At 67.7% G+C, this 23322-nt stretch carries 19 protein-coding genes; 13 read left to right on the top strand and 6 right to left on the bottom strand.

The window, feature by feature from the left end; genetic code table 11:
• Positions 1 to 91 precede the first annotated feature (91 nt).
• Positions 92 to 1726 carry an NAD+ synthase gene (locus tag ACK4SG_RS06700; protein WP_409600958.1) on the top strand — a complete coding sequence of 545 codons (1635 nt, stop codon included), beginning with the start codon at positions 92 to 94 and terminating at the stop codon, positions 1724 to 1726.
• A gap of 72 nt (positions 1727 to 1798) precedes the next feature.
• Here the strand turns inward: ACK4SG_RS06700 and ACK4SG_RS06695 are convergent, their stop codons facing one another.
• Together ACK4SG_RS06695 and ACK4SG_RS06690 are read right to left on the bottom strand one after the other, a co-directional pair.
• Positions 1799 to 2926: an alkane 1-monooxygenase gene (locus tag ACK4SG_RS06695; RefSeq protein ID WP_409600957.1), complete on the bottom strand. Its 1128-nt coding sequence runs from the start codon at positions 2924 to 2926 to the stop codon at positions 1799 to 1801.
• Positions 2927 to 3074: 148 nt separating this feature from the next.
• Positions 3075 to 3914 carry an outer membrane protein assembly factor BamD gene (locus tag ACK4SG_RS06690; protein WP_409600956.1) on the bottom strand — a complete coding sequence of 280 codons (840 nt, stop codon included), beginning with the start codon at positions 3912 to 3914 and terminating at the stop codon, positions 3075 to 3077.
• A 105-nt stretch (positions 3915 to 4019) separates the two neighbouring features.
• Between ACK4SG_RS06690 and rluD the strand changes: the two genes are divergently transcribed.
• A complete protein-coding gene (gene rluD, locus ACK4SG_RS06685; protein ID WP_409600955.1) occupies positions 4020 to 5000 on the top strand; it encodes a 23S rRNA pseudouridine(1911/1915/1917) synthase RluD in 981 nt (326 codons plus the stop codon).
• On the top strand, positions 4997 to 5734 hold the full coding sequence (gene pgeF, locus ACK4SG_RS06680; protein WP_409600954.1) for a peptidoglycan editing factor PgeF: 738 nt from the start codon (positions 4997 to 4999) through the stop codon (positions 5732 to 5734). The genes rluD and pgeF overlap by 4 nt, the downstream gene beginning before the upstream one ends.
• A gap of 1 nt (position 5735) precedes the next feature.
• Here the strand turns inward: pgeF and ACK4SG_RS06675 are convergent, their stop codons facing one another.
• Complete coding sequence (locus ACK4SG_RS06675) at positions 5736 to 6104, bottom strand: GIY-YIG nuclease family protein (RefSeq protein WP_409601343.1); 369 nt, start codon at positions 6102 to 6104, stop codon at positions 5736 to 5738.
• A gap of 89 nt (positions 6105 to 6193) precedes the next feature.
• On the opposite strand from ACK4SG_RS06675, the gene clpB reads away from it, so the two are divergent.
• Positions 6194 to 8776: an ATP-dependent chaperone ClpB gene (clpB, locus tag ACK4SG_RS06670; RefSeq protein ID WP_409600953.1), complete on the top strand. Its 2583-nt coding sequence runs from the start codon at positions 6194 to 6196 to the stop codon at positions 8774 to 8776.
• Between the two features lie 91 nt (positions 8777 to 8867).
• Here the strand turns inward: clpB and ybaL are convergent, their stop codons facing one another.
• Positions 8868 to 10535 (bottom strand): YbaL family putative K(+) efflux transporter, encoded by a 1668-nt coding sequence (ybaL, locus tag ACK4SG_RS06665; RefSeq protein ID WP_409600952.1) that lies wholly within the window; start codon positions 10533 to 10535, stop codon positions 8868 to 8870.
• 105 nt (positions 10536 to 10640) lie between these two features.
• Positions 10641 to 13028, bottom strand: a complete 2388-nt coding sequence (locus ACK4SG_RS06660) for a TonB-dependent receptor (RefSeq protein ID WP_409600951.1) — start codon at positions 13026 to 13028, stop codon at positions 10641 to 10643.
• Between the two features lie 147 nt (positions 13029 to 13175).
• Between ACK4SG_RS06660 and ACK4SG_RS06655 the strand changes: the two genes are divergently transcribed.
• Positions 13176 to 15032 (top strand): ABC-F family ATP-binding cassette domain-containing protein, encoded by a 1857-nt coding sequence (locus ACK4SG_RS06655; protein ID WP_409600950.1) that lies wholly within the window; start codon positions 13176 to 13178, stop codon positions 15030 to 15032.
• A 9-nt stretch (positions 15033 to 15041) separates the two neighbouring features.
• Here the strand turns inward: ACK4SG_RS06655 and ACK4SG_RS06650 are convergent, their stop codons facing one another.
• Complete coding sequence (locus ACK4SG_RS06650) at positions 15042 to 15743, bottom strand: SIMPL domain-containing protein (protein ID WP_409600949.1); 702 nt, start codon at positions 15741 to 15743, stop codon at positions 15042 to 15044.
• A gap of 111 nt (positions 15744 to 15854) precedes the next feature.
• Between ACK4SG_RS06650 and ACK4SG_RS06645 the strand changes: the two genes are divergently transcribed.
• From ACK4SG_RS06645 to ACK4SG_RS06610, 8 genes are all read left to right on the top strand, one after another.
• Positions 15855 to 16157, top strand: a complete 303-nt coding sequence (locus ACK4SG_RS06645; protein WP_409600948.1) for an FmdB family zinc ribbon protein — start codon at positions 15855 to 15857, stop codon at positions 16155 to 16157.
• Between the two features lie 280 nt (positions 16158 to 16437).
• Positions 16438 to 18198 carry an aspartate--tRNA ligase gene (gene aspS / locus ACK4SG_RS06640; protein ID WP_409600947.1) on the top strand — a complete coding sequence of 587 codons (1761 nt, stop codon included), beginning with the start codon at positions 16438 to 16440 and terminating at the stop codon, positions 18196 to 18198.
• 5 nt (positions 18199 to 18203) lie between these two features.
• Complete coding sequence (locus ACK4SG_RS06635) at positions 18204 to 18722, top strand: N-acetyltransferase family protein (RefSeq protein WP_409601342.1); 519 nt, start codon at positions 18204 to 18206, stop codon at positions 18720 to 18722.
• A complete protein-coding gene (locus ACK4SG_RS06630) occupies positions 18719 to 19354 on the top strand; it encodes an esterase/lipase family protein (RefSeq protein ID WP_409600946.1) in 636 nt (211 codons plus the stop codon). Before ACK4SG_RS06635 ends, ACK4SG_RS06630 begins: the two co-directional genes overlap by 4 nt.
• A 33-nt stretch (positions 19355 to 19387) precedes the next feature.
• Positions 19388 to 20107: a YebC/PmpR family DNA-binding transcriptional regulator gene (locus ACK4SG_RS06625; protein WP_409600945.1), complete on the top strand. Its 720-nt coding sequence runs from the start codon at positions 19388 to 19390 to the stop codon at positions 20105 to 20107.
• A 30-nt stretch (positions 20108 to 20137) separates the two neighbouring features.
• A complete protein-coding gene (gene ruvC / locus ACK4SG_RS06620) occupies positions 20138 to 20713 on the top strand; it encodes a crossover junction endodeoxyribonuclease RuvC (RefSeq protein WP_409600944.1) in 576 nt (191 codons plus the stop codon).
• Complete coding sequence (ruvA, locus tag ACK4SG_RS06615; RefSeq protein WP_409600943.1) at positions 20710 to 21297, top strand: Holliday junction branch migration protein RuvA; 588 nt, start codon at positions 20710 to 20712, stop codon at positions 21295 to 21297. Before ruvC ends, ruvA begins: the two co-directional genes overlap by 4 nt.
• A 40-nt stretch (positions 21298 to 21337) precedes the next feature.
• Positions 21338 to 23266 carry a potassium transporter Kup gene (locus ACK4SG_RS06610; protein WP_409600942.1) on the top strand — a complete coding sequence of 643 codons (1929 nt, stop codon included), beginning with the start codon at positions 21338 to 21340 and terminating at the stop codon, positions 23264 to 23266.
• Positions 23267 to 23322 lie beyond the last annotated feature (56 nt).

Genomic DNA, 23322 nt, shown 5'->3' with positions numbered 1-23322 from the left:
ACCCGGATGGAGCCTGTATTCTTGCGTCGCCTCCCGCCGCAGTGCCCCGCTTGGGGGGCGATGACGGTTTCCGCACAGTCCGAGGGTTCCGATGACGCAAAGCCTCCGCATCGCGATGGCGCAGTTCGATTTTCCGGTGGGGGATGTCGCCGGCAACGCGGCGCGTATCGCCGAGATGATCGCCTTTGCCCGCGACGAGTTCGCCGCCGACATCGTGCTGTTTCCGGAACTGGCGCTGTCTGGCTATCCCCCGGAAGACCTGCTGTATCGGCCGGCGTTCCTGCGCGAATGCGAGGCGGCGATGGCCCGCCTGGCGCAGGCGGCGACCGGGATCGTCGCGGTGGTGGGCTGGCCACAGTCGGCCGGCAGCGTGGTGTACAACGCCGCCAGTGTCCTGCGCGATGGGGGTATCGCGGCGACCTACCGCAAGCGTGAGCTGCCCAACTACGCAGTGTTTGATGAGCGCCGCTGGTTCAATGTCGATCCGGACCGCGAGGATTGCGTGTTCGAGGTCAATGGCGTGCCGGTGGGCGTGTTGGTCTGCGAGGATCTCTGGTTCCCGGAACCGATCGCCGCCACCGTGGGCAAAGGGGCGCAGCTGGTACTGGTGCCCAATGCCTCGCCGTATGAGCATGACAAGCATGCCGAGCGCGATGCGCTGCTGGCGCGGCGTGCGCGCGAGACGGGCGTCGGGATCGTCTACCTCAACCTGGTTGGCGGACAGGATGCGCTGGTGTTCGACGGTGCAAGCCTGGTCGCCGATGGCGATGGCCATGTGCACCCGGCGGCGGTGGCCTTTGAGGAGCAATGGCTGGTGGTGGAGTACGAGCCCGAGAGCCGCCGGTTCGCGCCGTTGCAATGGACGGTGGATGGCGATGAAAGCCGCGAGGCGCTGGCCTGGCGAGCGGTGGTGCGTGGCACCCGCGACTACTGTCAAAAAAACGGATTCAAAAAGGCCTGGCTGGGGTTATCCGGCGGCATCGACTCGGCGCTGGTGCTCACCGCTGCGGTGGACGCGCTGGGGGCACAGAACGTGACCGCAGTGCGGATGCCGTCGCGTTACACCGCCGGTTTGTCGAATGACCTGGCGCAGATGCAGTGCGAGGCGTTAGGGGTGCGGCTGATGACATTGCCGATCGAGGCGCCGTTCTCCGCCTATCTGGGCACCCTGGCGGACACCTTTGCCGGTCTGCCCGTGGACACCACCGAAGAAAACCTGCAGTCGCGCGTGCGCGGCACGCTGATGATGGCGCTGGTCAACAAGTTCGGCGGGCTGCTTCTGACCACCGGCAACAAGAGTGAGTACGCCGTGGGCTACGCCACCATCTACGGCGATATGTGTGGCGGCTACGCGCCGATCAAGGACCTGTACAAGACCGAAGTGTTTGCGCTGGCGCGCTGGCGTAACACGGTGGGGGATGCCGTCATCCCGCAGGCGGTGATCGACCGGCCGCCCTCGGCGGAGCTGCGCGAAAACCAGAAAGACCAGGACGCGCTGCCGCCCTATGACGTGCTGGATGCGATCCTGCTGCGGCATATCGACCAGGAGCAGTCACGGGCCGAGATCGTCGCCGCCGGCTTCGATGCCGCCACCGTGGATCGGGTGCTGCATCTGGTGCGGATCAGCGAATGGAAACGCCATCAGGCAGCGCCTGGCCCCAAGATCAGCCGGCGGGCGTTTGGTCGCGAACGGCGCTATCCGATCAGCAACGGCTGGCGTGAATGAGCGGGGGATGCCCGCTGCGGCCGTGACCCGGCGCGTCGGCCGTCGTCATGCGCAGACCGGGCCGCAGGCAGGTCAGGCAGTGCTGGTGTTTGTGGTGCCCGGGCTTGAGGTTTGCGCGTAGCGCGCCACGCGCGGGTCCATGATCCGCCGCCACAGGGGCGGGCACAGTGCCAGCACGACGGCGGTGGCGTAACCGAACGGCAGTTGCGGGCTTTCGTCGAAATGACGCAGCACCTGATAGCGCCGCGCCGGGTGGGCATGATGATCGGAGTGGCGCTGCAGATTGAACAGCAGCAGATTGGTGACCAGAAAGTCCGAGTTCCAGGAGTGCCGCGGGTTGACGCGCTCGTAGCGGCCATCGGCAAGCAGACGCCGCTGCAGGCCGTAATGCTCGATGTAGTTGATGATTTCCAGCAGGCAGACGGCCACCAGTGCCTGCCCGGCAAAGTAGATCAGGCCTTGCCAGGTGCCTGCGATCAGCACGCATGCCAGTGCCCAAAAGGCCGAGGCGGCGTACCAGACCAGCAGCTCGCTGCGCCAGATGCGATTGCCTAGCGTGCCACGCCGGACGGCGCGGGCGCGATCCAGCGCGAAGGCTTTCGGGATGTTGTGGCGCAGTGCCCGCGCAAGGAAGGCGTAAACGGTCTGGCCAGGCCGGGCAGTCGAGGTGTCGCGCGGGGTGGCCACGTCCACGTGGTGGCCATAGACATGCTCGATCTTGAACGAGCCGTACAGCACCGTGGACAGCAGCAAGCCGCCGGCCCATTGTTCCAGACGGGATGTCTTGTGGATCAGCTCATGGGCGACGTTGATGCCCAGGATGCCGCCGATACAGCCCAGCGAGATGATCCAGCCGGCCCCGCCGATCGGGCCAAACGGGGCGGTCGCAAATACCCATGCGCCCCACAGCATCAGGCCGATCTGCAGCGGCACGCAGGCCAGCGGCAGTGCCGCGTAGAAGAGCGAATGCTCCAGCTGCGGCACGTCGGTATCGGGAGGATTGTCGGCATTGCGGCCAACCAGCTGATCGATGATCGGGATGATCACGAAGTAAAACACCGGCGGGAACCATGCCCAGGCATCCCAGTGGCCCAGCCGACCGGCCATCCAGACACTGACCACGGGCGGCAGGGCGGCGACAACGATGAAAGCCAGGTGGCCCCAGTGATAGGGGAGAACCGGGGTTGCCTTAGCAAGCATGCGTTGCATGGCTGGGGTGCCTCCCATTCGGGCCGGTCCAACATTAGCACCCGGGCGCCAGGCAGATAAACGCGTGGGCGGCGGGCGGGTCGCGCCTGCCTTTGCCGATTGCGTCCTGCCGTGGACTTGCCGCGGCAGCCGGAAAATTTCAGCGCACGTCCGGGCTGAACGGATTCATCCGCTTGAGCACCGAGGGGTACTTGGGCCAGTTGCCGGCCAGCCACGGGTGTTGCGGGTCGTTCTGCTCCAGCACCCGGCGTGCATCCGCGGCCAGGGTTTTCTCGCCCATGCGGGTATACGCCTCGGCCAGCAGCGCCACCGCGTCGTTCTGGTAGGCGCTCTGCGGATAGGTCTCCAGCAGATAGATGGCGCGATCCGCAGCCGATACCCAGGCATCGCGGCGCAGGTAGTACAGGCCGGTATTCAGCTCGAAGCGGGCGAACTGGTCGCGCAGGAACACCATGCGCTGGCGGGCATCACCCGCATAGCGGCTGTTGGGGTACCGGGTGATCAGGGTGTTGAAGTCATCGTAGGCCTGCAGCGGCGCCTGCAAGTCGCGGGTGCTGGCGTCCAGTTTGAACGCGCGCGCCAGGAATACTGTGTTGCGCGCCATGTTGGAGATGCCGCGCAGATAGTAGAGATAGGCGATGTTCTTGTGGGTGGGGTAGGTGCGGATGAAGCGGTCAATGGTGGAGATCGCGTCTTCGTACTTGCCGGACTTGTACTGCGCGTAGGCCTGTTCCATCAGGGCCTGTTCGGTGAATGGCCCGTACGGATACTGCGCGATCAGCCGGCCGAACACTTCGCTGGCGCTGGACCAGCTGCCGTGTTCCATCATCTCGTGTGCGCGGTCGTACAGCGCGCCCACCGGCACGCCTTCGTTCTTGTCCTTGTCCTTGAACCGGTTCTTGAGGCCCGCACAGCCGGTCACGGCGAGGGCGAGCGCAAGCAGCAGGAGGGTGCGCAGCAGGGCGGAACGCTGGGTCATGGGCATCGAACGGGCGCCGGAGGCATGAACGTTGGATAATAGCAGCCCCCGGTCGCGATCAAGCCCGGGCGCTTCCCGCCGTTGCCGGCGGCTTACGGAACTTCCATGCCCCAGACCGGACCCCGCACCGCCCTCGTCCCCGACACCTGCGCCGGCCGCCGCCTGGACGCGGTGCTGGCCGAGTTGTTTCCCGAGTATTCCCGCTCGCGCCTGTCGGCCTGGATCAAGTCCGGCGACGTGGCCGTGGACGGCGCGCCCGCGCGCCCGCGCGACCCGGTGCGGGGCGGCGAGACCATCGTGCTGAATGCGGTGGAGGACGTGCAGACGCACGCGGTGGCGGAGGACATCCCGCTGGATGTGCTGTACGAGGACGAGCACGTCTTCGTGCTGGACAAGCCGGCCGGGCTGGTGGTGCACCCGGGCGCGGGCAATCCGGCCGGCACGCTGGTGAACGCCCTGCTGCACCGCGACCCGGGGCTGGACAAGCTGCCGCGCGCCGGCATCGTCCACCGCCTGGACAAGGACACCAGCGGGGTGATGGTCGTGGCCCGCACCCTGCCTGCGCACACCGCGCTGGTGGCGCAGCTGTCGGCCCGCGAGGTGCACCGGCAGTATCTGGCCATCGTGGTCGGTGCGCTGGTCTCCGGCGGTACCGCCAGTGCCGCGATCGACCGCCATCCGCGCGACCGCCTGCGCATGGCCGTGCGCGAGGATGGCAAGGACGCGGTGACCCACTACCGCCTGCGCGAGCGCTTCCGCGCCCATACCGCCCTGGAGTGCCGCCTGGAGACCGGCCGCACCCACCAGATCCGTGTCCACATGGCGCACCTCAAGCACCCCATCGTCGGCGATCCGCTGTACGGCGGGTCGTTGAAGCTGCCGAAGGGTGCCTCCGAGGCTCTCATCGCGGCGCTGCGGGGCTTCAGGCGGCAGGCCCTGCACGCGGAAGTGCTGGCGTTCGCCCATCCCATCACCGGCGAGCCGGTGCGCTGCGAAGCCCCGGTGCCGGACGACATGCAGCAGCTGATGCGATTGCTGCGGGAAGACGCCGCCGCCCATGCGGAGGCGGAGCGCCAGCGGCGATGAGCCCGTTCCTGCGCGCCGACTGGCCCGCCCCGCCCGGGGTGCACGCACTGACCACGCTGCGCCATGGCCTCGGGATTTCGCAGCCGCCGTTCGACGCGTTCAATCTCGGCGCGCGCTGCGGCGACGCGCCGGAGGCGGTCGAGGAGAACCGTCGCCAGCTTGCGGCCGCGCTGGCCCTGCCGTCCGCGCCGCGCTGGCTGCGGCAGGTGCACGGCGTGGCCGTGGCCGTCGAGCCCGACGACGAACCCGAAGCCGACGCTGCCGTCACGTCCACGCCCGGCAACGTGCTCGCCATCCTCACCGCCGATTGCTTGCCGGTGGTGTTCGCGGCGAAGGACGGCTTGGAAATCGCCGCCGCCCATGCCGGCTGGCGCGGCTTGTGTGCCGGCGTGTTGGAGGCCACGGTGGCGGCCATGCGCACGCCGCCGGACCGGCTGGTGGCCTGGTTGGGTCCCGCGGCCGGGCCACGGGCTTACGAGGTCGGCACAGAAGTCTTCGACGCCTTTGCCGCCCGCGACGGGCGGGCGCGTATGGCGTTCCTGCCGACCCGGCCCGGGCATTGGAAGGTGGACCTGTACACCCTCGCGCGCCAGCGCCTGCTGGATGCCGGCGTGTGCGACGTCCATGGCGGCGGTCTGTGCACGATCTCCGATCCGGCGCGCTTCTTCTCGCACCGCCGTGACGGCCGCAGCGGGCGAATGGCGACTTTGGCCTGGTTCACGGCGCAGCGCTAGCTTAGCTCGCCGAAGGCGCTGCCAAGGGGCATTCCGGCGGGCCTGCTGCCTGCGATGTGCGGGACGGCAGGCCCGTGCGGGGCTGTGGGGAGGTGTGACCGCCAGCCAGCAGCCAGGCCAGCTTGCGCTGGCGCGGCAGCTGTTTGATGGCCCATTCCGCGCGCAGCGCGCTGCCCCGGTCCGGGTAGGCGCGGCTGGCCAGGATGCAATCGGGCGGATGCGCGCGGGTGTATTTCGCCCCCTTTCCGGCATTGTGCTGGCGGAAGCGACGCTCGACGTCGGTGGCAATGCCGGCGTACAGGCTGCCGTCGCGGCAGCGCAGCAAGTAGAGGTGCCAAGGTCTCACCGGCGCAGCATAACCGCGTCTCAACAATGTGTGCGACTTGACTTGAATCACGCCCACCCAACCACATCTGGCGCACATTGGGCCACGACGGCCCCTCTGAAAGGATCGACACGATGCGCATGGACAAACTCACCTCGCGCTTCCAGCAGGCCTTGAGCGATGCGCAGTCGCTGGCCGTGGGGCGCGACCACAATTTCATCGAACCCGTGCACCTGTTGCTGGCGCTGCTCGACCAGCAGGGCGGCGGCACCCGGCCCCTGCTGGCACAGGCGGGCGTCAATGTGCCGGTGCTGCGCGAGCGCCTGACCGAGGCGCTGGACAAGCTGCCCAAGGTCACCGGTCAGGCTGGCAATGTGCAGGCCGGCAATGACCTGCTCCGCCTGCTCAACGTCACCGACAAGCTGGCCCAGCAGCGTGGCGATGCCTATATCGCCAGCGAACTGTTCCTGCTGGCAGCGCTGGAGGACAGTGGCGATGCCGGGCGTGCGCTCAAGGCGGCCGGTGTTGACAAGGCAAAGCTGCAGGCAGCCATCGAAAAAATGCGCGGAGGCGAAAAAGTGACCGACGAAAATGCGGAAGACACCCGGCAGGCGCTGGAGAAATACACCATCGATCTGACCGCGCGCGCCGAGGGCGGCAAGCTTGACCCGGTGATCGGGCGCGACGAGGAAATCCGTCGCACCATCCAGGTGCTGCAGCGGCGTACCAAGAACAACCCGGTGCTGATCGGCGAGCCGGGCGTGGGCAAGACCGCGATCGTTGAAGGGCTGGCCCAGCGCATCGTCAACGGCGAAGTGCCGGAAGGGCTGCGCGGCAAGCGCCTGCTCAGCTTGGACATGGGCGCGCTGATTGCCGGCGCCAAGTTCCGCGGCGAGTTCGAAGAGCGCCTGAAGGCCGTGCTCAATGATCTGGCCAAGAACGAAGGCCAGATCATCCTGTTCATCGACGAGCTGCACACCATGGTCGGTGCCGGCAAGGCCGATGGCGCGATGGATGCCGGCAACATGCTCAAGCCGGCGCTGGCGCGCGGCGAGTTGCACTGCATCGGCGCCACCACGCTGGACGAGTACCGTAAGTACATTGAAAAGGACGCTGCGCTGGAGCGCCGCTTCCAGAAGGTGTACGTGGGCGAGCCGAGCGTGGAGGACACCATCGCCATCCTGCGCGGCCTGAAGGAGCGCTACGCGGTGCACCACGGCGTGGAGATCACCGACCCGGCCATCGTCGCCGCCGCCACCCTGTCCCATCGCTACATCCCCGATCGCCAGTTGCCCGACAAGGCCATCGACCTGATGGACGAGGCGGCCAGCCGTATCCGCATGGAGATCGACTCCAAGCCGGAAGAGCTGGACCGCAAGGAGCGCCGGCTGATCCAGCTCAAGATCCAGCGCGAGGCGCTGAAAAAGGAAAAAGACGCCGAATCCAAGCAGCGGCTTGCCGATCTGGAAAAAGAGATCGCCGAGCTGGAGCGCGAGTACGCCGATCTGGAAGAAATCTGGAAGGCGGAAAAAGCCACCCTGCAGGGCGCGACCAAAATCAAGGAGCAGATCGAGCAGGCCAAGCTTGAGCTGGAAGCCGCGCAGCGCCGTCAGGACTATGCGCGGATGAGCGAGATCCAGTACGGCACCCTGCCGGAGTTGGAGAAGCAGCTGAAGGCGGCGCAAGAAGCCGAATCCCGCGGTTTCACCCTGCTGCAGGACAAGGTCACGGCCGAGGAGATCGCACAGGTGGTGTCGCGCTGGACCGGCATCCCGGTCAGCAAGATGCTGGAGGGCGAGCGCGAGAAACTGCTGAAGATGGAAGAGGCGCTGCGCACCCGCGTGGTGGGCCAGGAGGAAGCCATCAAGGTGGTGTCCGATTCGGTACGCCGTTCGCGTGCCGGCTTGTCCGACCCCAACCGGCCCAGCGGCTCGTTCCTGTTCCTGGGCCCCACGGGCGTGGGCAAGACCGAGCTGTGCAAGGCGCTGGCGGAGTTTTTGTTCGACAGTCAGGATGCGATGGTGCGCATCGACATGAGTGAGTTCATGGAGAAGCACGCCGTCAGCCGTCTGATCGGTGCGCCTCCGGGCTATGTCGGCTATGAGGAAGGGGGTTATCTCACCGAAGCGGTGCGGCGCCGTCCCTACAGCGTGATTTTGCTGGACGAGGTGGAAAAGGCGCATCCGGATGTGTTCAACATCCTGCTGCAGGTGCTGGACGATGGCCGCCTGACCGACGGCCAGGGCCGCACGGTGGACTTCCGCAACACGGTCATCGTGATGACCTCCAACTTGGGCAGCCAGATGATCCAGGAAATGGCCGGGGAAGACTCGCCCGAGGCCTACACCAAGATGAAGGCAGCGGTGATGGGCGTGGTGCAGGCGCACTTCCGTCCGGAGTTCATCAACCGGCTGGACGACATCGTGGTGTTCCACCCGCTGGACAAGGCGCAGATCAAGCAGATCGCCCGCATCCAGCTGCGCGGTCTGGAGAAGCGGTTGGCCGAACGCGGCATCCGCATCACGCTGACAGAGAAGGCCTACGATCTGCTTGCCAACATCGGTTTCGATCCGGTGTACGGCGCACGTCCGCTCAAGCGGGCGATCCAGCAGCAGATCGAAAACCCGCTGGCGCAGCAGATCCTGTCGGGCGCGTTTGTCAGCGGCGACACCGTCAAGGTGGATGCCGAGGGCGGCAGGCTGGTGTTCGTGAAGTAAGCCCGATGCCGGGTGCCCCTTGGGGCGCCAGGCTCACATTGGCAGGCATTGCCACAGAACAGGCGCCGGGGTTCCGGCGCCTGTCTGCGTGTCAGGAGGTGGCGTGCGGGGCTGTGCGCGCGGGCCGGTACGGTGGCGTGGCCAGCACCATATCGGCCAGCGAGTAGGCCAGCTCGCGCTCGGCCAGCACGGCGGCATCCGCGCCGTGGGCGAGCAGATACTTGACCTCGCCTTCGCTGTGGGCCCGTGCCAGCACCGTGATGGCAGGGTTGAGGGCGCGCAGGTGGGCGATGGTCTCACCACTCTCCAGCGCCCGTGGGATGGCCAGGATGGCCAGTTTCGCCAGCTCGGGCCGGGCGTTGGCCAGCACCTGTGGAAGCACCGCGTTGCCGCGGATGGCCGGGAAACCGGCGGTGCGCGCGGCGTGCACCCGCTCGATGTCTTCCTCGATCAGCACGACCGGCACATGGCGCTCACGCAGCAGCCGCAGCAGGTCACGGCCAACCCGGCCGTAGCCGATCACGATGGTGTGGTCGCGCAGATCAGCGGGCAGCGGTGGCGCTTCCAGGCAGGCCTGTTCGCGGCGTTTGCGGACCTGTCGCAACAGCATGGCCACCAGCAGCGGGTTGAGGACGATCGACAGCAGCGCGCCGGCCAGCACCAGATCCCGCACTTCCGGCTGCAGCAGGCGAAGTGAAAGGGCAAGCCCCATCACGATGAAGGAAAACTCGCCGATCTGCGCCAGGGTGGCGGCGGCCAGGCGGGCATCTTCATCGCGCTCGCCCAGCATGCGCAGGCCCCGCCAGCTGAGGGCGCCTTTGACGACCACGATCAGAAACACGGTCAGCGCCACCTGCAGGGGTTGCCGGAGCAGGATGGCCGGATCGAACAGCATGCCCACCGACACGAAGAACAGCACGGCAAAGGCATCGCGCAGGGGCAGGGAGTCGTTGGCGGCCTTGTGCGAGAACTCGGACTCGTTGAGCAGCATGCCGGCAAAGAACGCGCCCAGCGCGAACGACACCCCAAACAGCTCCGCTGCCGCAAACGCCACGCCCATCGCGGTGGCCAGCACGCACAGGGTGAACAGTTCGCGCGAGCCGGTGCCGGCCACCCGCGCCAGGATCCAGGGCATCACCCGGCGTCCCACCACCAGCATGAAGGCCAAAAACACGGCCAGCTTCAGCACGGTTTCGCCCAGGCGCGGCCACAGGCCCGCAAGCGAAGCCGCATGGCCGCCGGCGGCCAGGGGCGGCAACAGCAGCAGCACCAGCACCATGGCGATGTCTTCCACCACCACCCAGCCGACGGTGACCTGGCCAATCCGCGAATCCAGCAGGCGATGCTCTTCCAGTGTGCGCAGCAGCACCACCGTACTGGCCACCGAGAGCGCCAGGCCAAACACCAGCCCGCTGCTGTCGCTCCAGCCGGACAGCCGCCCCACGCCCCAGCCCAGCGCCGTCATCAGCAGGATGCGCAGCAGAGCGCCGGGGATGGCCACCGCGCGGACCTGCAGCAGATCCTGCAGGGAGAAATGCAGGCCCACGCCGAACATCAGCAGGATCACGCCGACCTCGGCCAGCTGCGGGGCCAGGGTCTGATCGCCCACCAGCGCCGGCATGAACGGGCCGACCACCACGCCGGCCAGCAGGTACCCGGCCAGGGGAGACATCCGCAGCCGTTGTGCCAACAGGCCAAAGCCGAAGGCCAGCACGAAGGCAAGACAGAGCAGGGTGATCAGAGACGTTGAGTGCGGCATGGGGCATCCGGACGTGCGCGCAACGGGATGATCGCATGCCGGGCTTGCGCATACGACGACGCCCCGGCGGGCCGGGGCGTCGATGGGTGGCATGCAGGCGTCAGATCACCACTTGTATGCAATCCGTCCGTAGTAGTAGGCGCCGTTGAAGCCAAACGGGCTCTGGGTTGGCCAGATCAACTGGCCGGAGTTGGTGTTCGGCGGGATGACTTTGTCCGGGTAGGTGTCGAACACATTGTCGGCACCGAGCGCGAACTCCCAGCCGCCGGTGTTGTAACGGGCGCTGAGATCGGTCAGCCATTTGGCGCCAAACGTCTGGTCGAGGGTGGGGTTGTTGTTGAGGATGGTGAACTTGCCATAGCGGCTGACGATCGCGCCAAGCGTCCAGGAACCCACCTTCCAGTCCGCGCCAAGCATCAACTTGTCACGTGGCGCGCCCACCTCGAAGCGGGCCAGTTCCACCCGGCCGATCCGCAGCGCATTGGGGTCGATGGCCTGCAGGGCGGCGGGGTTCGGTGCCACCCGGTCCACCGTGGTCTTGTTGTGGTTGTAGCTGAGCGTCCAGTCGATGCTGCTGGCCGCAAGCTGGGTGGTGTAGGTGGCCACCACGTCGATGCCGGTGGTGGTGGTGTCCAGCGCGTTGGTGAAGTAGCGGCCACCGCCGACCGACGGGAAGCCGTTGGCATTGAGGTAGTTGCGCACTGCGGTGCTGGTGAGGTTTTCCGACAGGGTGATGCGGTCGGTCACTTTGATCCGGTAGGCGTCGGCGGTCAGGTAAAGCCCGTTGGCAGGGGTCAGCACCAGGCCCAGGCTGAGGTTGCGGGATTTCTCCGGCTTCAGCGGTTCGGCCCCCAGCGCGATGCCGGCCGGGTTGGTCACCCGGAAGGTCACGATGTCATAGGGGATGCCGCCGATGAAGTTGGTGGATGTGGTCTGGTAGAACTGCTGCTGCAGCGAGGGCGCATGGAAGCCGGTGCTGGCGGTAGCGCGCAGCGAAACCGCGTCGTTGAACACGTAGCGCGTGCTCAGCTTGCCGGTGGTGGTGTTGCCGAAATCGCTGTAACGCTCATGGCGCGCAGCCAGGCCGGCCGAGAGTTTGTCGGTCAGATCACCTTCCAGGCCCACGTAGAACGAGGTGCTGTGACGGTCGAAGGTGCCGCTGTCGCTGGGCCGGAACCCGGGGAACACCTGTGCCCCGGAGGGGGTGGGGTTGCCGTTGAGCAGCACGCCGCCATTGATATAGGAGTTCGGTTCGCCGGCACCGATGTCGTACTGCTCGCCTCGCCACTCCAGGCCGTAGGAGAGCGTGGCCGGATAGGCCAGCCCCAGATTCACCGGCCGGTTCAGGTCGAGGTTCAGCACGTGCTGGGTGTACTTGAGCGTACCGGCGTAGAACTCGGTGGGCGAGCTGGGGCCCAGGCTGCGATTGAGCGAGTTCTTCACGTCGAAGCGCAGGTCGTTGTAGCCATAGGTGTAGCTGGCGTCGAACTGGGTCTCGCCGATGGACGAGCGCATCCCCATCACCAGCTGGTAGTCGTTGCTGGTGTTGAAGATCTTGGGCAGGAACCCGTTGGGGTAGATCGACGGGATGTTGCGGGAGTCGCCCGCAGCGCGGAAAAACCCGTTCGACAGCGTCTCCCGGTGGGTGTAGATGCCGTAGGAATAGAACGTGAGGTAGTCGGCCGGTTTCAGCTCACCGTTGAAGGTCACCGAGCGGTTGTCCACTTCCGGGTCACCCAGGCGCTGGACGGTCTGGCCAACCGGCGGCGAGCTGGAGGTCTGTGCGCCGGCATACGGCGTGGCGCGGTTGGTCTGATCCTGGTGGCCAAACTGTGCGGCCAGATGCACCTTGCCGCTGGCGCCCAGCGCCAGCCCGGTATCGGCCATCACCTGATACTTGGCGCCGTCGCCTTCCTTGTACTCGCCGTAGGTGGCGCCGGCGCTGCCGCCGCTGGCGGAGCCCTTCAGCACGATGTTGACCACGCCGGCGATGGCGTCCGAACCGTACTGGGCCGAGGCGCCGTCGCGCAGGACTTCGACGCGCTCGATGGCGGCGATCGGGATGCTGTTGAGATCGGCCGGCGAGGAGCTGCGGCCCTGGCTGCCGTTGACATTCACCAGGGCGCCCAGGTGGTAGCGCTTGCCATTGACCAGGACCAGTACGTGATCCGGGGCGAGGCCGCGCAGCTGCGCCGGGCGCATGGCGTCGGTGCCGTCATTGATCGCGGCACGCGGGAAATTGAGCGAAGGCAGGGCGCGTGAGAGCGCGGTGGCCAGCTCGGTGGTGCCGGTGGATTCCAGTACTTCAGGCGTGATGATGTCGATGGGCGACTGCGATTCCGCCACGGTGCGGTCGGTCACCCGGGTGCCGGTGACGATCAGGGTGTCCAGCGTGCGGGCGTCTTTCTTGGTCGGTTCGGCCTGCTGGGCCGCTGCGGGCAGTGCAGCCAGCAGGGAGGACAGGGCAAGCGCCAACGGGGTGATACGGGGCATGGGATTCTCCGGGAGGTATGACCACGCTCAACCTTTAACACCGGCTTAACCGCGCTGCAAGCAAGCCCCGGCATACCGATATGCGCTAAGGTAGGTGTCTTTGTGTCTCGGCGGAGTGCCGGGCACAGCCGGTACAATCGCCCGCCCATGATCTCCTTCCGCAATTTCGCCCTGCGCCGGGGTGAACGCCTCCTGCTGTCCAACGTCGACCTGGCCCTGCATGCCGGTTGGCGTGTCGGCGTGGTCGGCCGCAACGGCGCCGGCAAGTCCTCGCTGTTCGCCGCGCTGATGCGCGAGGTCGAGCCCGACAAGGGCGATCTGGAGCTGCCGGGCAAGGCGCGGATCGCCAGCGTTGCCCAGGAAACCCCGCACCTGCCGGACCCGGCCATCGACTTCGTGCTGTCTGGCGACGCCGCCGTGCACGCGGCGATCCAGATGGAAGCCAACGCCTTCGCGGCGGAGGACTGGGAAGCGGTGGCCGAGGCGCACCAGCGCCTGGAAGAGGTCAACGGCTACGACGGTACCGCCCGCGCGGGCCGCCTGCTGCACGGGCTGGGCTTCCCCGCGGAGACCCACGACAAGCCGGTCGCGGATTTTTCCGGCGGCTGGCGGGTGCGCCTGAACGTGGCGCGCGCGCTGATGACGCCCAGCGACCTGCTGCTGCTCGACGAGCCCACCAACCACCTCGACCTCGACGCCGTGGTCTGGCTGGAGGAGTGGCTGAAGCGCTATGACGGCACGTTGCTGGTGATCAGCCACGACCGCGAGTTCCTCGACAACGTCACTACCCACATCCTGCACCTGCACGACGGCACCGCGAAGCTGTACGTCGGCAACTACACCGCGTTCGAGCGTCAGCGCGCCGAGCACCTGCGCCAGCAGCAAATCGCCTTCGAGAAGGAGCAGGCCGAGCGCGCCCACCTGCAGGGCTTCATCGACCGCTTCAAGGCCAAGGCCAGCAAGGCCCGGCAGGCGCAGTCGCGGATGAAGCGGCTGGAGAAGCTGGCCGGCACCGAGGCGGTGCGGGTGGAGCGCGGGGTCAGCATCCAGCTGCCGGCGCCGCTGCGCCTGCCGAATTCGCTGCTGTCGCTGCGCGGTGCGGACTGCGGCTACGGCCCGGGCGCCACGATCCTGCGCAACGTCGGCTTCGGCCTGGAGGCCGGCGACCGTATCGGCCTGCTCGGCGTCAACGGCGCCGGCAAGTCGACGTTGGTGAAGACCCTGGTCGGTGAATTGCCGCCGATGTCGGGCGAGCGCCTGGCCCACCCCGACCTGCGCATCGGCTACTTCGCGCAGCACACCGTGGAATCGCTGGTGATGGGCACCACGCCGATCGACCACCTCAAGGCGCTCTCGCCCAACACGCCGACGCAGGAGTTCCGCAACTTCCTCGGTGGCTGGCAGTTCCCGGGCGACCGCGCGTTCGAGGTCATCGACAATTTCTCCGGTGGCGAGAAGGCGCGGCTGGCGCTGGCCCTGCTGGCGTGGAGCAAGCCCAACCTGCTGCTGCTGGACGAGCCCACCAACCATCTCGACCTGGAGATGCGCGAGGCGCTGGCCGAGGCGCTGTCGGACTTCGACGGTGCCATCGTCATGGTCAGCCACGACCGCCACCTGATCGGCCTGGTCAGCGACCAGTACTGGCGCGTGCATGACGGCGTCGTCGAGCCGTTCGACGGTGACCTGGACGACTATGCTGCGTGGCTGCGGACGCGCCCCGGCGCCGACAATCCCAAGACGCCGGTACCAAAGGCGGCGCCCGTGGCCGCAGCACCGCCGCCCGCCCCTCCCAGGCCCAAGCCCAACCCGCACAAACTGCAGAAAGCCGAGGAACGGGTGGCGCGGTTGGAAGGCAAGCTGGCCGATTGCGAGGCGCAGCTGGCCGATCCCGCGGTCTACGCGGATGCCGGCAAGGTGGCCGACCTGGGCCGCACCCAGCTGCAGCTGCGCGCGGAGCTGGAGACCGCCGAGGCGGAGCTGCTGGCGCTCTATGAGGGGGCCTGATCGGCGCCTTCAGTCACGCAGGAAATAGTCCACCGTCGTCACCACCCGGATCTTCTTGATCTGCGGGCTGCCGGCATCGCGGTTTTCGATGCTCACCACGCCCTGGTTGGCGGTCCGGATGCCGCCCAGCCTGGCCCCGGAATCCTTGGCGAACTGTTCGGCCGATTTGCGCGCGTTGGCGGTGGCCTCGGCGATCAGCGCCGGTTTGATGGCATTGAGCTGGGTGTAATCGAACTGCGGGCCACCGCCTTCCTCGGTGTTGAGCATGACGCCGCGGGCGACGATATCGCCGCTGCGGCGCAGGGCGGCAAGCGCCTCCTGCACGCGTGCGGTGCGCAGGGTGACGGTGTTGGAATAACGGAAACGCTCGGGGGGGCGGTTGTCGCCAAAGGCATAGGCCCAGCGGTCTTCCAGGCGCGGCGGGCTGAGCACGATCTCGCCGTCACCGAATCCGGCCTGGATCAGGAAGTCCCGGATGGTGCGGGTATTGGCCTCCAACTGGGCCTGCACCGCCGTCAGGTCATTGCCGCCCACGCTCTGGGCCAGCGGCCAGACCACCAGGTCGGCATTGACGATCTTCTCGGCGCTGCCCTTGACGGTGACGAAGCGGTCGGCCGTCCGCAAGCGGGCCATGCCGTTGGCGGCCAGCCAGCCGGCACCGGCCAAGCCCAGGGCGATCACGATGGCGGCAAGCACGGGACGGCTTTGCATGGGCGTTCTCCGGAAGCGGCAAGCCCAAGCTTACGCCATGGCAGCGGGGGGCTTGAAATGGCGGCACAACGCCGCGATATCCGCGCCGGGCCATTTCTACCGGACCGAACGATGCCGATCTACGCCTTCGCCTGCGATGCCTGCGGGCACGCCTTCGACCGCTTGCAGAAACTGTCCGATGCCGATCCCGCCGCCTGCCCGGCCTGCGGCGCGGAAGGGCGCGTCCACCGCCAGCTGACCGCGCCGCAGTTCCGGCTGGCGGGCGGCGGCTGGTACGAAACCGATTTCAAGAAAGAGGGCGACAAGAAGCGCAACCTGGCCGGCGATGCCGCCAAGCCGGCGGAAACCAAGTCCGAGGCCAAGCCGGAAGCGGCCAAGCCCGCGGCGGACAGCAAGCCCGCCAGCGGCGCATAACGCGCGCCGCTCAGGCGTCGTCACGTCATCGCAGGCGGCTAAAACGAAACGCTGGACTCCCGCCTGCGCGGGAGTGCCCAGCCTTTCATGCCACAAGCCGCCTGAATCCCTCCAGCGGGACAGGGGCGGCATCGCAACCAAGCGAGTATCGGGGAGCGGCTTGCGATGCCACCCCTGTCCTGCCCGCCCAGCCCCGCCGCTCCACGCCTGCCCATCGGCTAAAATGACGGATTCCGCGCCGGCCCGATGCCTGCGCGCCCCCGCGTTTCCCGGAGCTTCCATGCGTACCCATTTCTGCGGCCTGATCGACGAGGCGTTGATCGGCCAGACCGTCACCCTCTGCGGCTGGGCCGATGTCGCCCGCAACATGGGCCAGATCGTCTTCATCGACCTGCGCGACCACGAGGGCATCGTGCAGGTCGTCGCCGAACCGGCGGACGCGGCCGGCAACGCCGACATGCTGGCCGCCGCCGCGGCGGTGGGCTACGAGGACTGCCTGCGCGTTACCGGCACCGTGCGCCGGCGCCAGTCGGTCAATGACAAGATCAGGACCGGGCAGGTGGAAGTGGTGGCCGAGCGCATCGAGCTGCTCAACAAGGCCGAGCCGCTGCCGTTCCACCACCACGAGAACCCGGGCGAGGACATCCGCCTGAAGTACCGCTATCTCGACCTGCGCAGCCCCGAGATGCAGCGCAAGATGCGCACCCGCACCAGGCTGGTGTCGGCGCTGCGCCACTACCTCGACGCGCGCGGTTTCCAGGACATCGAGACCCCGATCCTGACCAAGGCCACGCCCGAGGGCGCGCGCGACTTCCTGGTACCGGCGCGCATGCATCCGGGCGAGTTCTACGCGCTGCCGCAGAGCCCGCAGCTGTTCAAGCAGATCCTGATGATGGCGGGCTTCGACCGCTACTACCAGATCGCCCGCTGCTTCCGCGACGAGGCGCTGCGCGCCGACCGCCAGCTGGAGTTCACCCAGCTCGACATGGAGTTCGCCTGGGTCACCGAGCGCGACGTGCAGGACCTCACCGAGGACATGATCCGCAGCGTGTTCCGCGAGGTGGTGGGCGTGGAGCTGGAGGCGCCGTTCCCGCGGATGACGTACGCCGAAGCGATGCGCCGCTACGGCTCCGACAAGCCGGACCTGCGCATCGACCTGGAACTGGTGGACGTGGCCGAACTGGTGAAGGATTGCGACTTCGCGGTGTTCAGTGGTGCCGCCAACGACCCCGACGGCCGCGTGGCCGCGCTGCGCATCCCCGGCGGCGCGTCGCTGAGCCGCAAGCAGATCGACGAATACGCCGCCCACGCCGCCAAGTACGGCGCCAAGGGCCTGGCCTACGCCAAGATCGACGAGGCGGGCGCGGTCAATTCTCCGGTCGCCAAGTTCTTCGCCGAAGGCAAATTTGAAGCGCTGCTGACGCATCTCGGCGCCGGCAACGGCGACATCGTGTTCTTCGGTGCCGGTGCGTATGCCAAGGTCAGCGACTTCATGGGCGCGGTGCGCCTGAAAGCCGGCAAGGACTTCGGCCTGGTGCAGGACGGCTGGAAGCCGCTGTGGGTGACCGATTTCCCGATGTTCGAATGGGATGCAGAGGAGCAACGCTATGTGGCCTTGCATCACCCCTTCACCGCGCCTGCCGTGGATTCGATCGAGGACCTGCGCGCGAACGCGAAGACCGCCGTATCGCGCGGCTACGACATGGTGCTCAACGGCAACGAGATCGGTGGCGGTTCGATCCGCATCCATCGCCCGCAGATGCAGGCGGCGGTGTTCGACCTGCTGGGCATCGGCGCCGACGAGCAGCGCGCCAAGTTCGGCTTCCTGCTGGACGCGCTGAAATACGGCGCGCCGCCGCACGGTGGCATCGCCTTCGGCATCGACCGCATCGCCGCGCTGATGGCCGGTACTGACTCGATCCGCGATGTGATCGCGTTCCCCAAGACCACCAGCGCGCAGTGCCTGATGACCGATGCGCCGTCGCCGATCCCGGACGCGCAGCTGGCCGAAGTGCACGTACAGGTGCGGCCGCAGGCGTGAGCGCGATGATCCGCCGCGCCGTGCCTGCCGATGCCGCCATGCTGGCGGAGCTGGGCGCGGCGACCTTCGCGGAGACCTTCGGGCATCTGTATTCGCCGGAGGACCTGCAGGCCTTCCTGGAAGAGAGCCACAGCGTTGCGGCCTATGCCAGGGCGCTGGCCGATCCGGCCTACGCGTTGTGGCTGGCCGAGGACGAGGCGGGCCGGGCCATCGGCTATGCGCAGGCCGGCCCGTGCGGGCTGCCGCACGTCGACGTGCGCCCGGAAGACGGCGAACTGAAGCGACTGTACGTCCGCGCCGGCACCCGGAACGCCGGCACCGGCCGTGCGCTGATGGACGCGGCGATGGCGTGGCTGCTGCGTGATGGCCCGCGTACCCTGTGGGTCAGCGTGTGGTCGGAGAACTTCGGCGCCCAGCGCTTCTACGCCCGCTATGGCTTTGCCTTCGCCGGCGAGTACGCCTTTATCGTGGGCCAGCAGCGCGACCGCGAGTTCATGTACAGGCGGGAGCCGGTTCCGACGTGATCCGGCGGGTCCTGCTGCTGCACGGCCTGTTCAACCCGGCCTGGTGGCTGGTCCCGCTGGCGGGCGGCCTGCGCAAGGCGGGCCTTGAGGTCGATGTGTTCGGCTATCCGACGTTGGCCGGCGGGTCGGAACGGGCCATCGTGCGGCTGCAGGCCCGGCTGCGCGCCGCGCCCGTCGATGCCATCGTGGGCCACAGCCTGGGCGGCCTGGTCGCGCTGGAGGCTCTGCGCCTGGCCCCAGACGTGGATGTGGCACGGGTGGTCTGTCTGGGTTCGCCACTGCGTGGCAGCGCGGTGGCGGCTGCTCTGGCGGACCGCCGCTGGGGCGCCGCCCTGCTGGGCCGCCATGCGGCGCTACTGCGCGCAGGCGTACCCGCCTGGCAGGGTGCGGCCGCGGTTGGGGTGGTGGCCGGCCACGCCCCGCGCGGGCTGGGGCGCCTGTTTGCCGAACTGGATGGGGAGCACGACGGCACGGTGGCGGTGGCCGAGACCCGGCTGCCGGGGATTGCCGCGCACTGCGTGGTGCAGGCCAGCCATACCGGGCTGGTGGTGTCGGCCGAGGCAAGGCGGCAGGTCCTGCGATTCCTGCAGGAGGGCCGGTTCGAGCCCGTCGTCGGGTCGGCGGCCGTATAATTCGCCGCTTCGCCCAACCGGCCGGATATTGTCATGGGACGTGGCCCTTCCATCGAAGCCCGCAAGAACGCGCAAGACGCGCAGCGCGGCAAGATTTTCACCAAGATCATCCGCGAGATCTCCGTCGCGGCGCGTGCCGGGGGCGGTGATCCGTCCGGCAACCCGCGGCTGCGCGCGGCGATCGACAAGGGCCTGGACGTCAACATGTCCAAGGACGTCATCGAGCGCGCCATCAAGAAGGCCACCGGCGAGCTGGAAGGCGTCGCCTACGAGGAAATCCGCTACGAAGGCTACGGCGCGGGCGGGGTCGCGGTGATCGTCGATTGCCTTACCGACAACCGCGTGCGCACCGTCGCGGACGTGCGCCATGCGTTCGGCAAGTTCGGTGGCAACCTTGGCACCGAGGGCTCGGTGTCCTTCATGTTCAAGAAGCTGGGCGTGCTGAGCTATGCGCCCGGCGCGGATGAGGAGCGCATCACCGAGGCCGCCATCGAGGCCGGCGCGGACGACGTGGTGGTGTATCCGGAGGACGGCGCGATCGACGTGCTGACCTCGCCCGAGGCGTTTGCCGACGTCAAGGCGGCGATGGAGGCGGCGGGGCTTGCGCCGGGCTTCGCGGAGATCACCATGCGTGCGGACAACGATACCGTCGTGGAAGGCGAGACGGCCGAGCAGGTGCAGAAGCTGCTGCGCTGGCTGGAGGACATGGACGACGTGCAGAACGTCTACTCCAACGCGGCCGGGCTGGGCTGACAGGCCGCACTGGGCGTCGGCCCCCGCACCATGCCTTCCGCGTCTCCAACCACGCCTCCGCGGCCGGCGCCGGTCCGTGTGCTGGGCATTGACCCCGGCTCCCAGCGCACGGGCGTGGGCATCATCGATATCGCGCCGGATGGCCGGATCACCCACGTCCACCACCAGCCGCTGGTGCTGCTGGACGCGGAGACCTTCCCGCTGCGCCTGCGCAAGCTGCTGGACGGCCTGTGGGCGCTGATCGGGCAGTACGCGCCGGATGAAGTGGCGGTGGAGCAGGTGTTCCTGTCCAACAATGCGATGAGTGCGCTGAAGCTGGGGCAGGCGCGTGGCGCGGCGGTGGCCGCCTGCGTGGCGCGCGACCTGCCGGTGAGCGAATACGCGGCCAAGGAAATCAAGTTGGCGCTGGTGGGCAGTGGCAGCGCCGACAAGACGCAGGTGCAGCATATGGTGGGCGCGATGCTGGGCTTGTCCGGCAAGCTGCAGGCCGACGCCGCCGACGCGCTGGCGGTGGCGATCACCCACGCCCACGTGCGCGCCAGCGCGCAGCGGCTGGGCGTGGCGGCGCGCGAGGCGTGGGGACGCAAGGGCAGGGGGCGGCGATGATTGGAAGGTTGAAGGGCATCCTGATCCACAAGGCACCGCCGTGGCTGGTGGTCGACGTGCACGGCGTCGGCTACGAGCTGGAGGCGCCGATGAGTACGTTCTACGACCTGCCGGACGTGGGGCGCGAGGTATTCCTGTTCACCCACTACGCGCAGAAGGAGGACAGCGTGGCGCTGTACGGCTTCCTGAGCGAGGCGGAGCGGCGGCTGTTCCGCGACGTGCAGAAGGTCACCGGCATCGGCGCGAAGATCGCGCTGGCGGTGCTGTCCGGCACGTCGGTGGACGAGTTCGCGCGGCTGGTGCAGACCGGCGACGTGACCGCACTGACGCGTATCCCGGGCATCGGCAAGAAGACCGCCGAACGCATGGTGGTGGAACTGCGGGATCGTGCCGCCGACCTGGCCGGTAGCCCCGTCGCGGCCAGTGCCGGGCTGCCGGGCGATCCGCTGGGCGAAGCCATCACCGCGTTGCAGGCATTGGGTTACAAGCCGGCGGAAGCCGAGCGCATGGCGAAGAAAGCCGCCGTCGAAGGCGATACCGCCGAGACCATCATCCGAAAAGCGCTACAGTCCGCCCTGCGTTGAACGGGCCGCGGCCACGGCTGCGCCCGAACAGGAACTCCCCATGACCACGCATCCTTCTTCCGCCTCCCCGCATGCCGGCGCCTCCGGGCAGCACGGCCACGGCAAGGCCAGCCTTGCCGGTCTGGTGGTGGGCGCCATCGGCGTGGTGTTCGGCGACATCGGCACCAGCCCGCTGTACACCCTCAAGGAAGCCTTCTCGCCGCACTTCGGCCTGACCGCCGACCACGACACGGTGCTGGGCATCCTGTCGATGGTGTTCTGGGCGCTGATGGTCACGGTCACCGCCAAGTACGTGACCATCATCATGCGCGCCGACAACGACGGCGAGGGCGGCATCATGGCGCTGATGGCGCTGGCCCAGCGCACGCTGAAAAAAGGCTCGCGGGCGGCGTACTACGTCGGCATCCTCGGCATCTTCGGCGCCTCGCTGTTCTTCGGTGACGGCGTGATCACGCCGGCCATCTCGGTGCTGTCGGCCATCGAGGGTCTGGAAGTGGTGGCCCCCAGCCTGCACCAGTGGATCGTGCCGCTGACGTTGCTGGTGCTGGTGGCGCTGTTTGCCAGCCAGCGCTACGGCACGGCCAAAGTAGGCAAGGTGTTCGGCCCGATCACCATCGTCTGGTTCGCCTCGCTGGCGGCGATCGGCGTGCTGAACCTGTTCCACGCGCCCGAGGTGCTGAAGGCGTTCAATCCGTGGTGGGCGGCGCGCTTCTTCCTGGAACACCACTTCCACGGCATCTTCATCCTCGGCGCGGTGGTGCTGGCGGTGACCGGCGGCGAGGCGCTGTATGCCGACATGGGCCACTTCGGCGCACGGCCGATCCGCCTGGCCTGGTACTTCTTCGTGCTGCCGGCGCTGATGCTCAACTACCTGGGCCAGGGTGCGCTGGTGCTGCAGGATCCGCTGGCCATCCGCAACCCGTTCTACATCGGCGTGCCCGACTGGGCGCGCTGGCCGATGATCCTGCTGGCCACCGCCGCCACCGTGATCGCTTCGCAGGCGGTCATCACCGGCGCGTTCTCGGTGGCGCGGCAGGCCATGCAGCTGGGCTACATCCCGCGCATGCGGATCAAGCACACTTCCAGCGACACCATCGGCCAGATCTACGTGCCAGGCATCAACTGGATGCTGATGGTGCTGGTGGTGTCGCTGGTCTTGGCGTTCCGCACCTCCACCGCGCTGGCCACCGCCTACGGCATCTCGGTCTCGCTGACGATGCTGATCGACACCCTGCTGCTGGCGATGGTGGCCTATGCCCTGTGGCCGCGCTGGCGGCAATGGGTGCTGCCGCTGTGCGTGGTGTTCGCGGCGGTGGAGTGTGCGTTCGTGATCGCCAACGGCGCCAAAATTCCCGACGGCGGCTGGTTCCCGCTGGTGCTGGGCGTGCTGCTGTTCACCATGCTTCGCACCTGGCGGCGCGGGCGCGAACTGCTGAGCGCCGAGATGCGCAAGGACGGCATCGAGCTTGCCACCTTCCTGCCGGGCCTGATGCTGGCCCCGCCGGTCCGGGTGCCGGGCACGGCCGTGTTTCTCACCGCCAATCCGGACATGGTGCCGCACGCCCTGCTGCACAACCTCAAGCACAACAAGGTGCTGCACGAACACAACGTGTTTTTGACCGTGGAAACGCTCGACGTGCCCTACGTGCCGAAAGACCGGCGGCTGAAGATCGAGTCGATCGGGGGCGAGGATTTCTACCGGGTGATCGTGCGCTACGGGTTCATGGAAACCCCGGACGTGCCATTGGCACTGATGCAGTCGTGTGACCAGTGCGATCTGGTGTTCAACCCGATGGACACCACCTATTTCGTCAGTCGGGAAACCATCGTGCCCAGCCGCCACCGCGGCATGCCGATCTGGCGCGACAAGCTGTTCGCCTTCATGCACCGCAATGCGGCCTCGGCCAGCAGCTTCTTCCGGATCCCCGGCAACAGGCTGGTGGAACTGGGCGCGCAGGTCGAGATCTGACGGCGTTTCACGTCCTGGCAAAACCCCGTTGCCGGCTTCTGCCGGGCGGGGTCGGT

Origin of the sequence: Thermomonas sp., assembly GCF_046293095.1 — a bacterium.
Lineage (GTDB): Bacteria > Pseudomonadota > Gammaproteobacteria > Xanthomonadales > Xanthomonadaceae > Thermomonas.
The sequence above is the reverse complement of the archived record's forward strand: the minus strand, read 5'-3'. Positions and strand labels throughout refer to the sequence as shown.

What these genes read in the sequence shown, in the direction of transcription:
- pgeF (WP_409600954.1), top strand. Translation starts at nt 4,997, where the DNA reads ATGAGCCCGTTCCTGCGCGCCGACTGGCCCGCCCCGCCCGGGGTGCAC.
- ACK4SG_RS06625 (WP_409600945.1), top strand. Translation starts at nt 19,388, where the DNA reads ATGGGACGTGGCCCTTCCATCGAAGCCCGCAAGAACGCGCAAGACGCG.
- ruvC (WP_409600944.1), top strand. Translation starts at nt 20,138, where the DNA reads ATGCCTTCCGCGTCTCCAACCACGCCTCCGCGGCCGGCGCCGGTCCGT.
- ACK4SG_RS06645 (WP_409600948.1), top strand. Translation starts at nt 15,855, where the DNA reads ATGCCGATCTACGCCTTCGCCTGCGATGCCTGCGGGCACGCCTTCGAC.
- clpB (WP_409600953.1), top strand. Translation starts at nt 6,194, where the DNA reads ATGCGCATGGACAAACTCACCTCGCGCTTCCAGCAGGCCTTGAGCGAT.
- ACK4SG_RS06650 (WP_409600949.1), bottom strand. Translation starts at nt 15,743, where the DNA reads ATGCAAAGCCGTCCCGTGCTTGCCGCCATCGTGATCGCCCTGGGCTTG.
- ACK4SG_RS06655 (WP_409600950.1), top strand. Translation starts at nt 13,176, where the DNA reads ATGATCTCCTTCCGCAATTTCGCCCTGCGCCGGGGTGAACGCCTCCTG.
- ACK4SG_RS06700 (WP_409600958.1), top strand. Translation starts at nt 92, where the DNA reads ATGACGCAAAGCCTCCGCATCGCGATGGCGCAGTTCGATTTTCCGGTG.
- ACK4SG_RS06695 (WP_409600957.1), bottom strand. Translation starts at nt 2,926, where the DNA reads ATGCTTGCTAAGGCAACCCCGGTTCTCCCCTATCACTGGGGCCACCTG.
- ACK4SG_RS06610 (WP_409600942.1), top strand. Translation starts at nt 21,338, where the DNA reads ATGACCACGCATCCTTCTTCCGCCTCCCCGCATGCCGGCGCCTCCGGG.
- ACK4SG_RS06635 (WP_409601342.1), top strand. Translation starts at nt 18,204, where the DNA reads ATGATCCGCCGCGCCGTGCCTGCCGATGCCGCCATGCTGGCGGAGCTG.
- ACK4SG_RS06690 (WP_409600956.1), bottom strand. Translation starts at nt 3,914, where the DNA reads ATGACCCAGCGTTCCGCCCTGCTGCGCACCCTCCTGCTGCTTGCGCTC.
- ACK4SG_RS06660 (WP_409600951.1), bottom strand. Translation starts at nt 13,028, where the DNA reads ATGCCCCGTATCACCCCGTTGGCGCTTGCCCTGTCCTCCCTGCTGGCT.
- rluD (WP_409600955.1), top strand. Translation starts at nt 4,020, where the DNA reads ATGCCCCAGACCGGACCCCGCACCGCCCTCGTCCCCGACACCTGCGCC.
- aspS (WP_409600947.1), top strand. Translation starts at nt 16,438, where the DNA reads ATGCGTACCCATTTCTGCGGCCTGATCGACGAGGCGTTGATCGGCCAG.
- ruvA (WP_409600943.1), top strand. Translation starts at nt 20,710, where the DNA reads ATGATTGGAAGGTTGAAGGGCATCCTGATCCACAAGGCACCGCCGTGG.
- ybaL (WP_409600952.1), bottom strand. Translation starts at nt 10,535, where the DNA reads ATGCCGCACTCAACGTCTCTGATCACCCTGCTCTGTCTTGCCTTCGTG.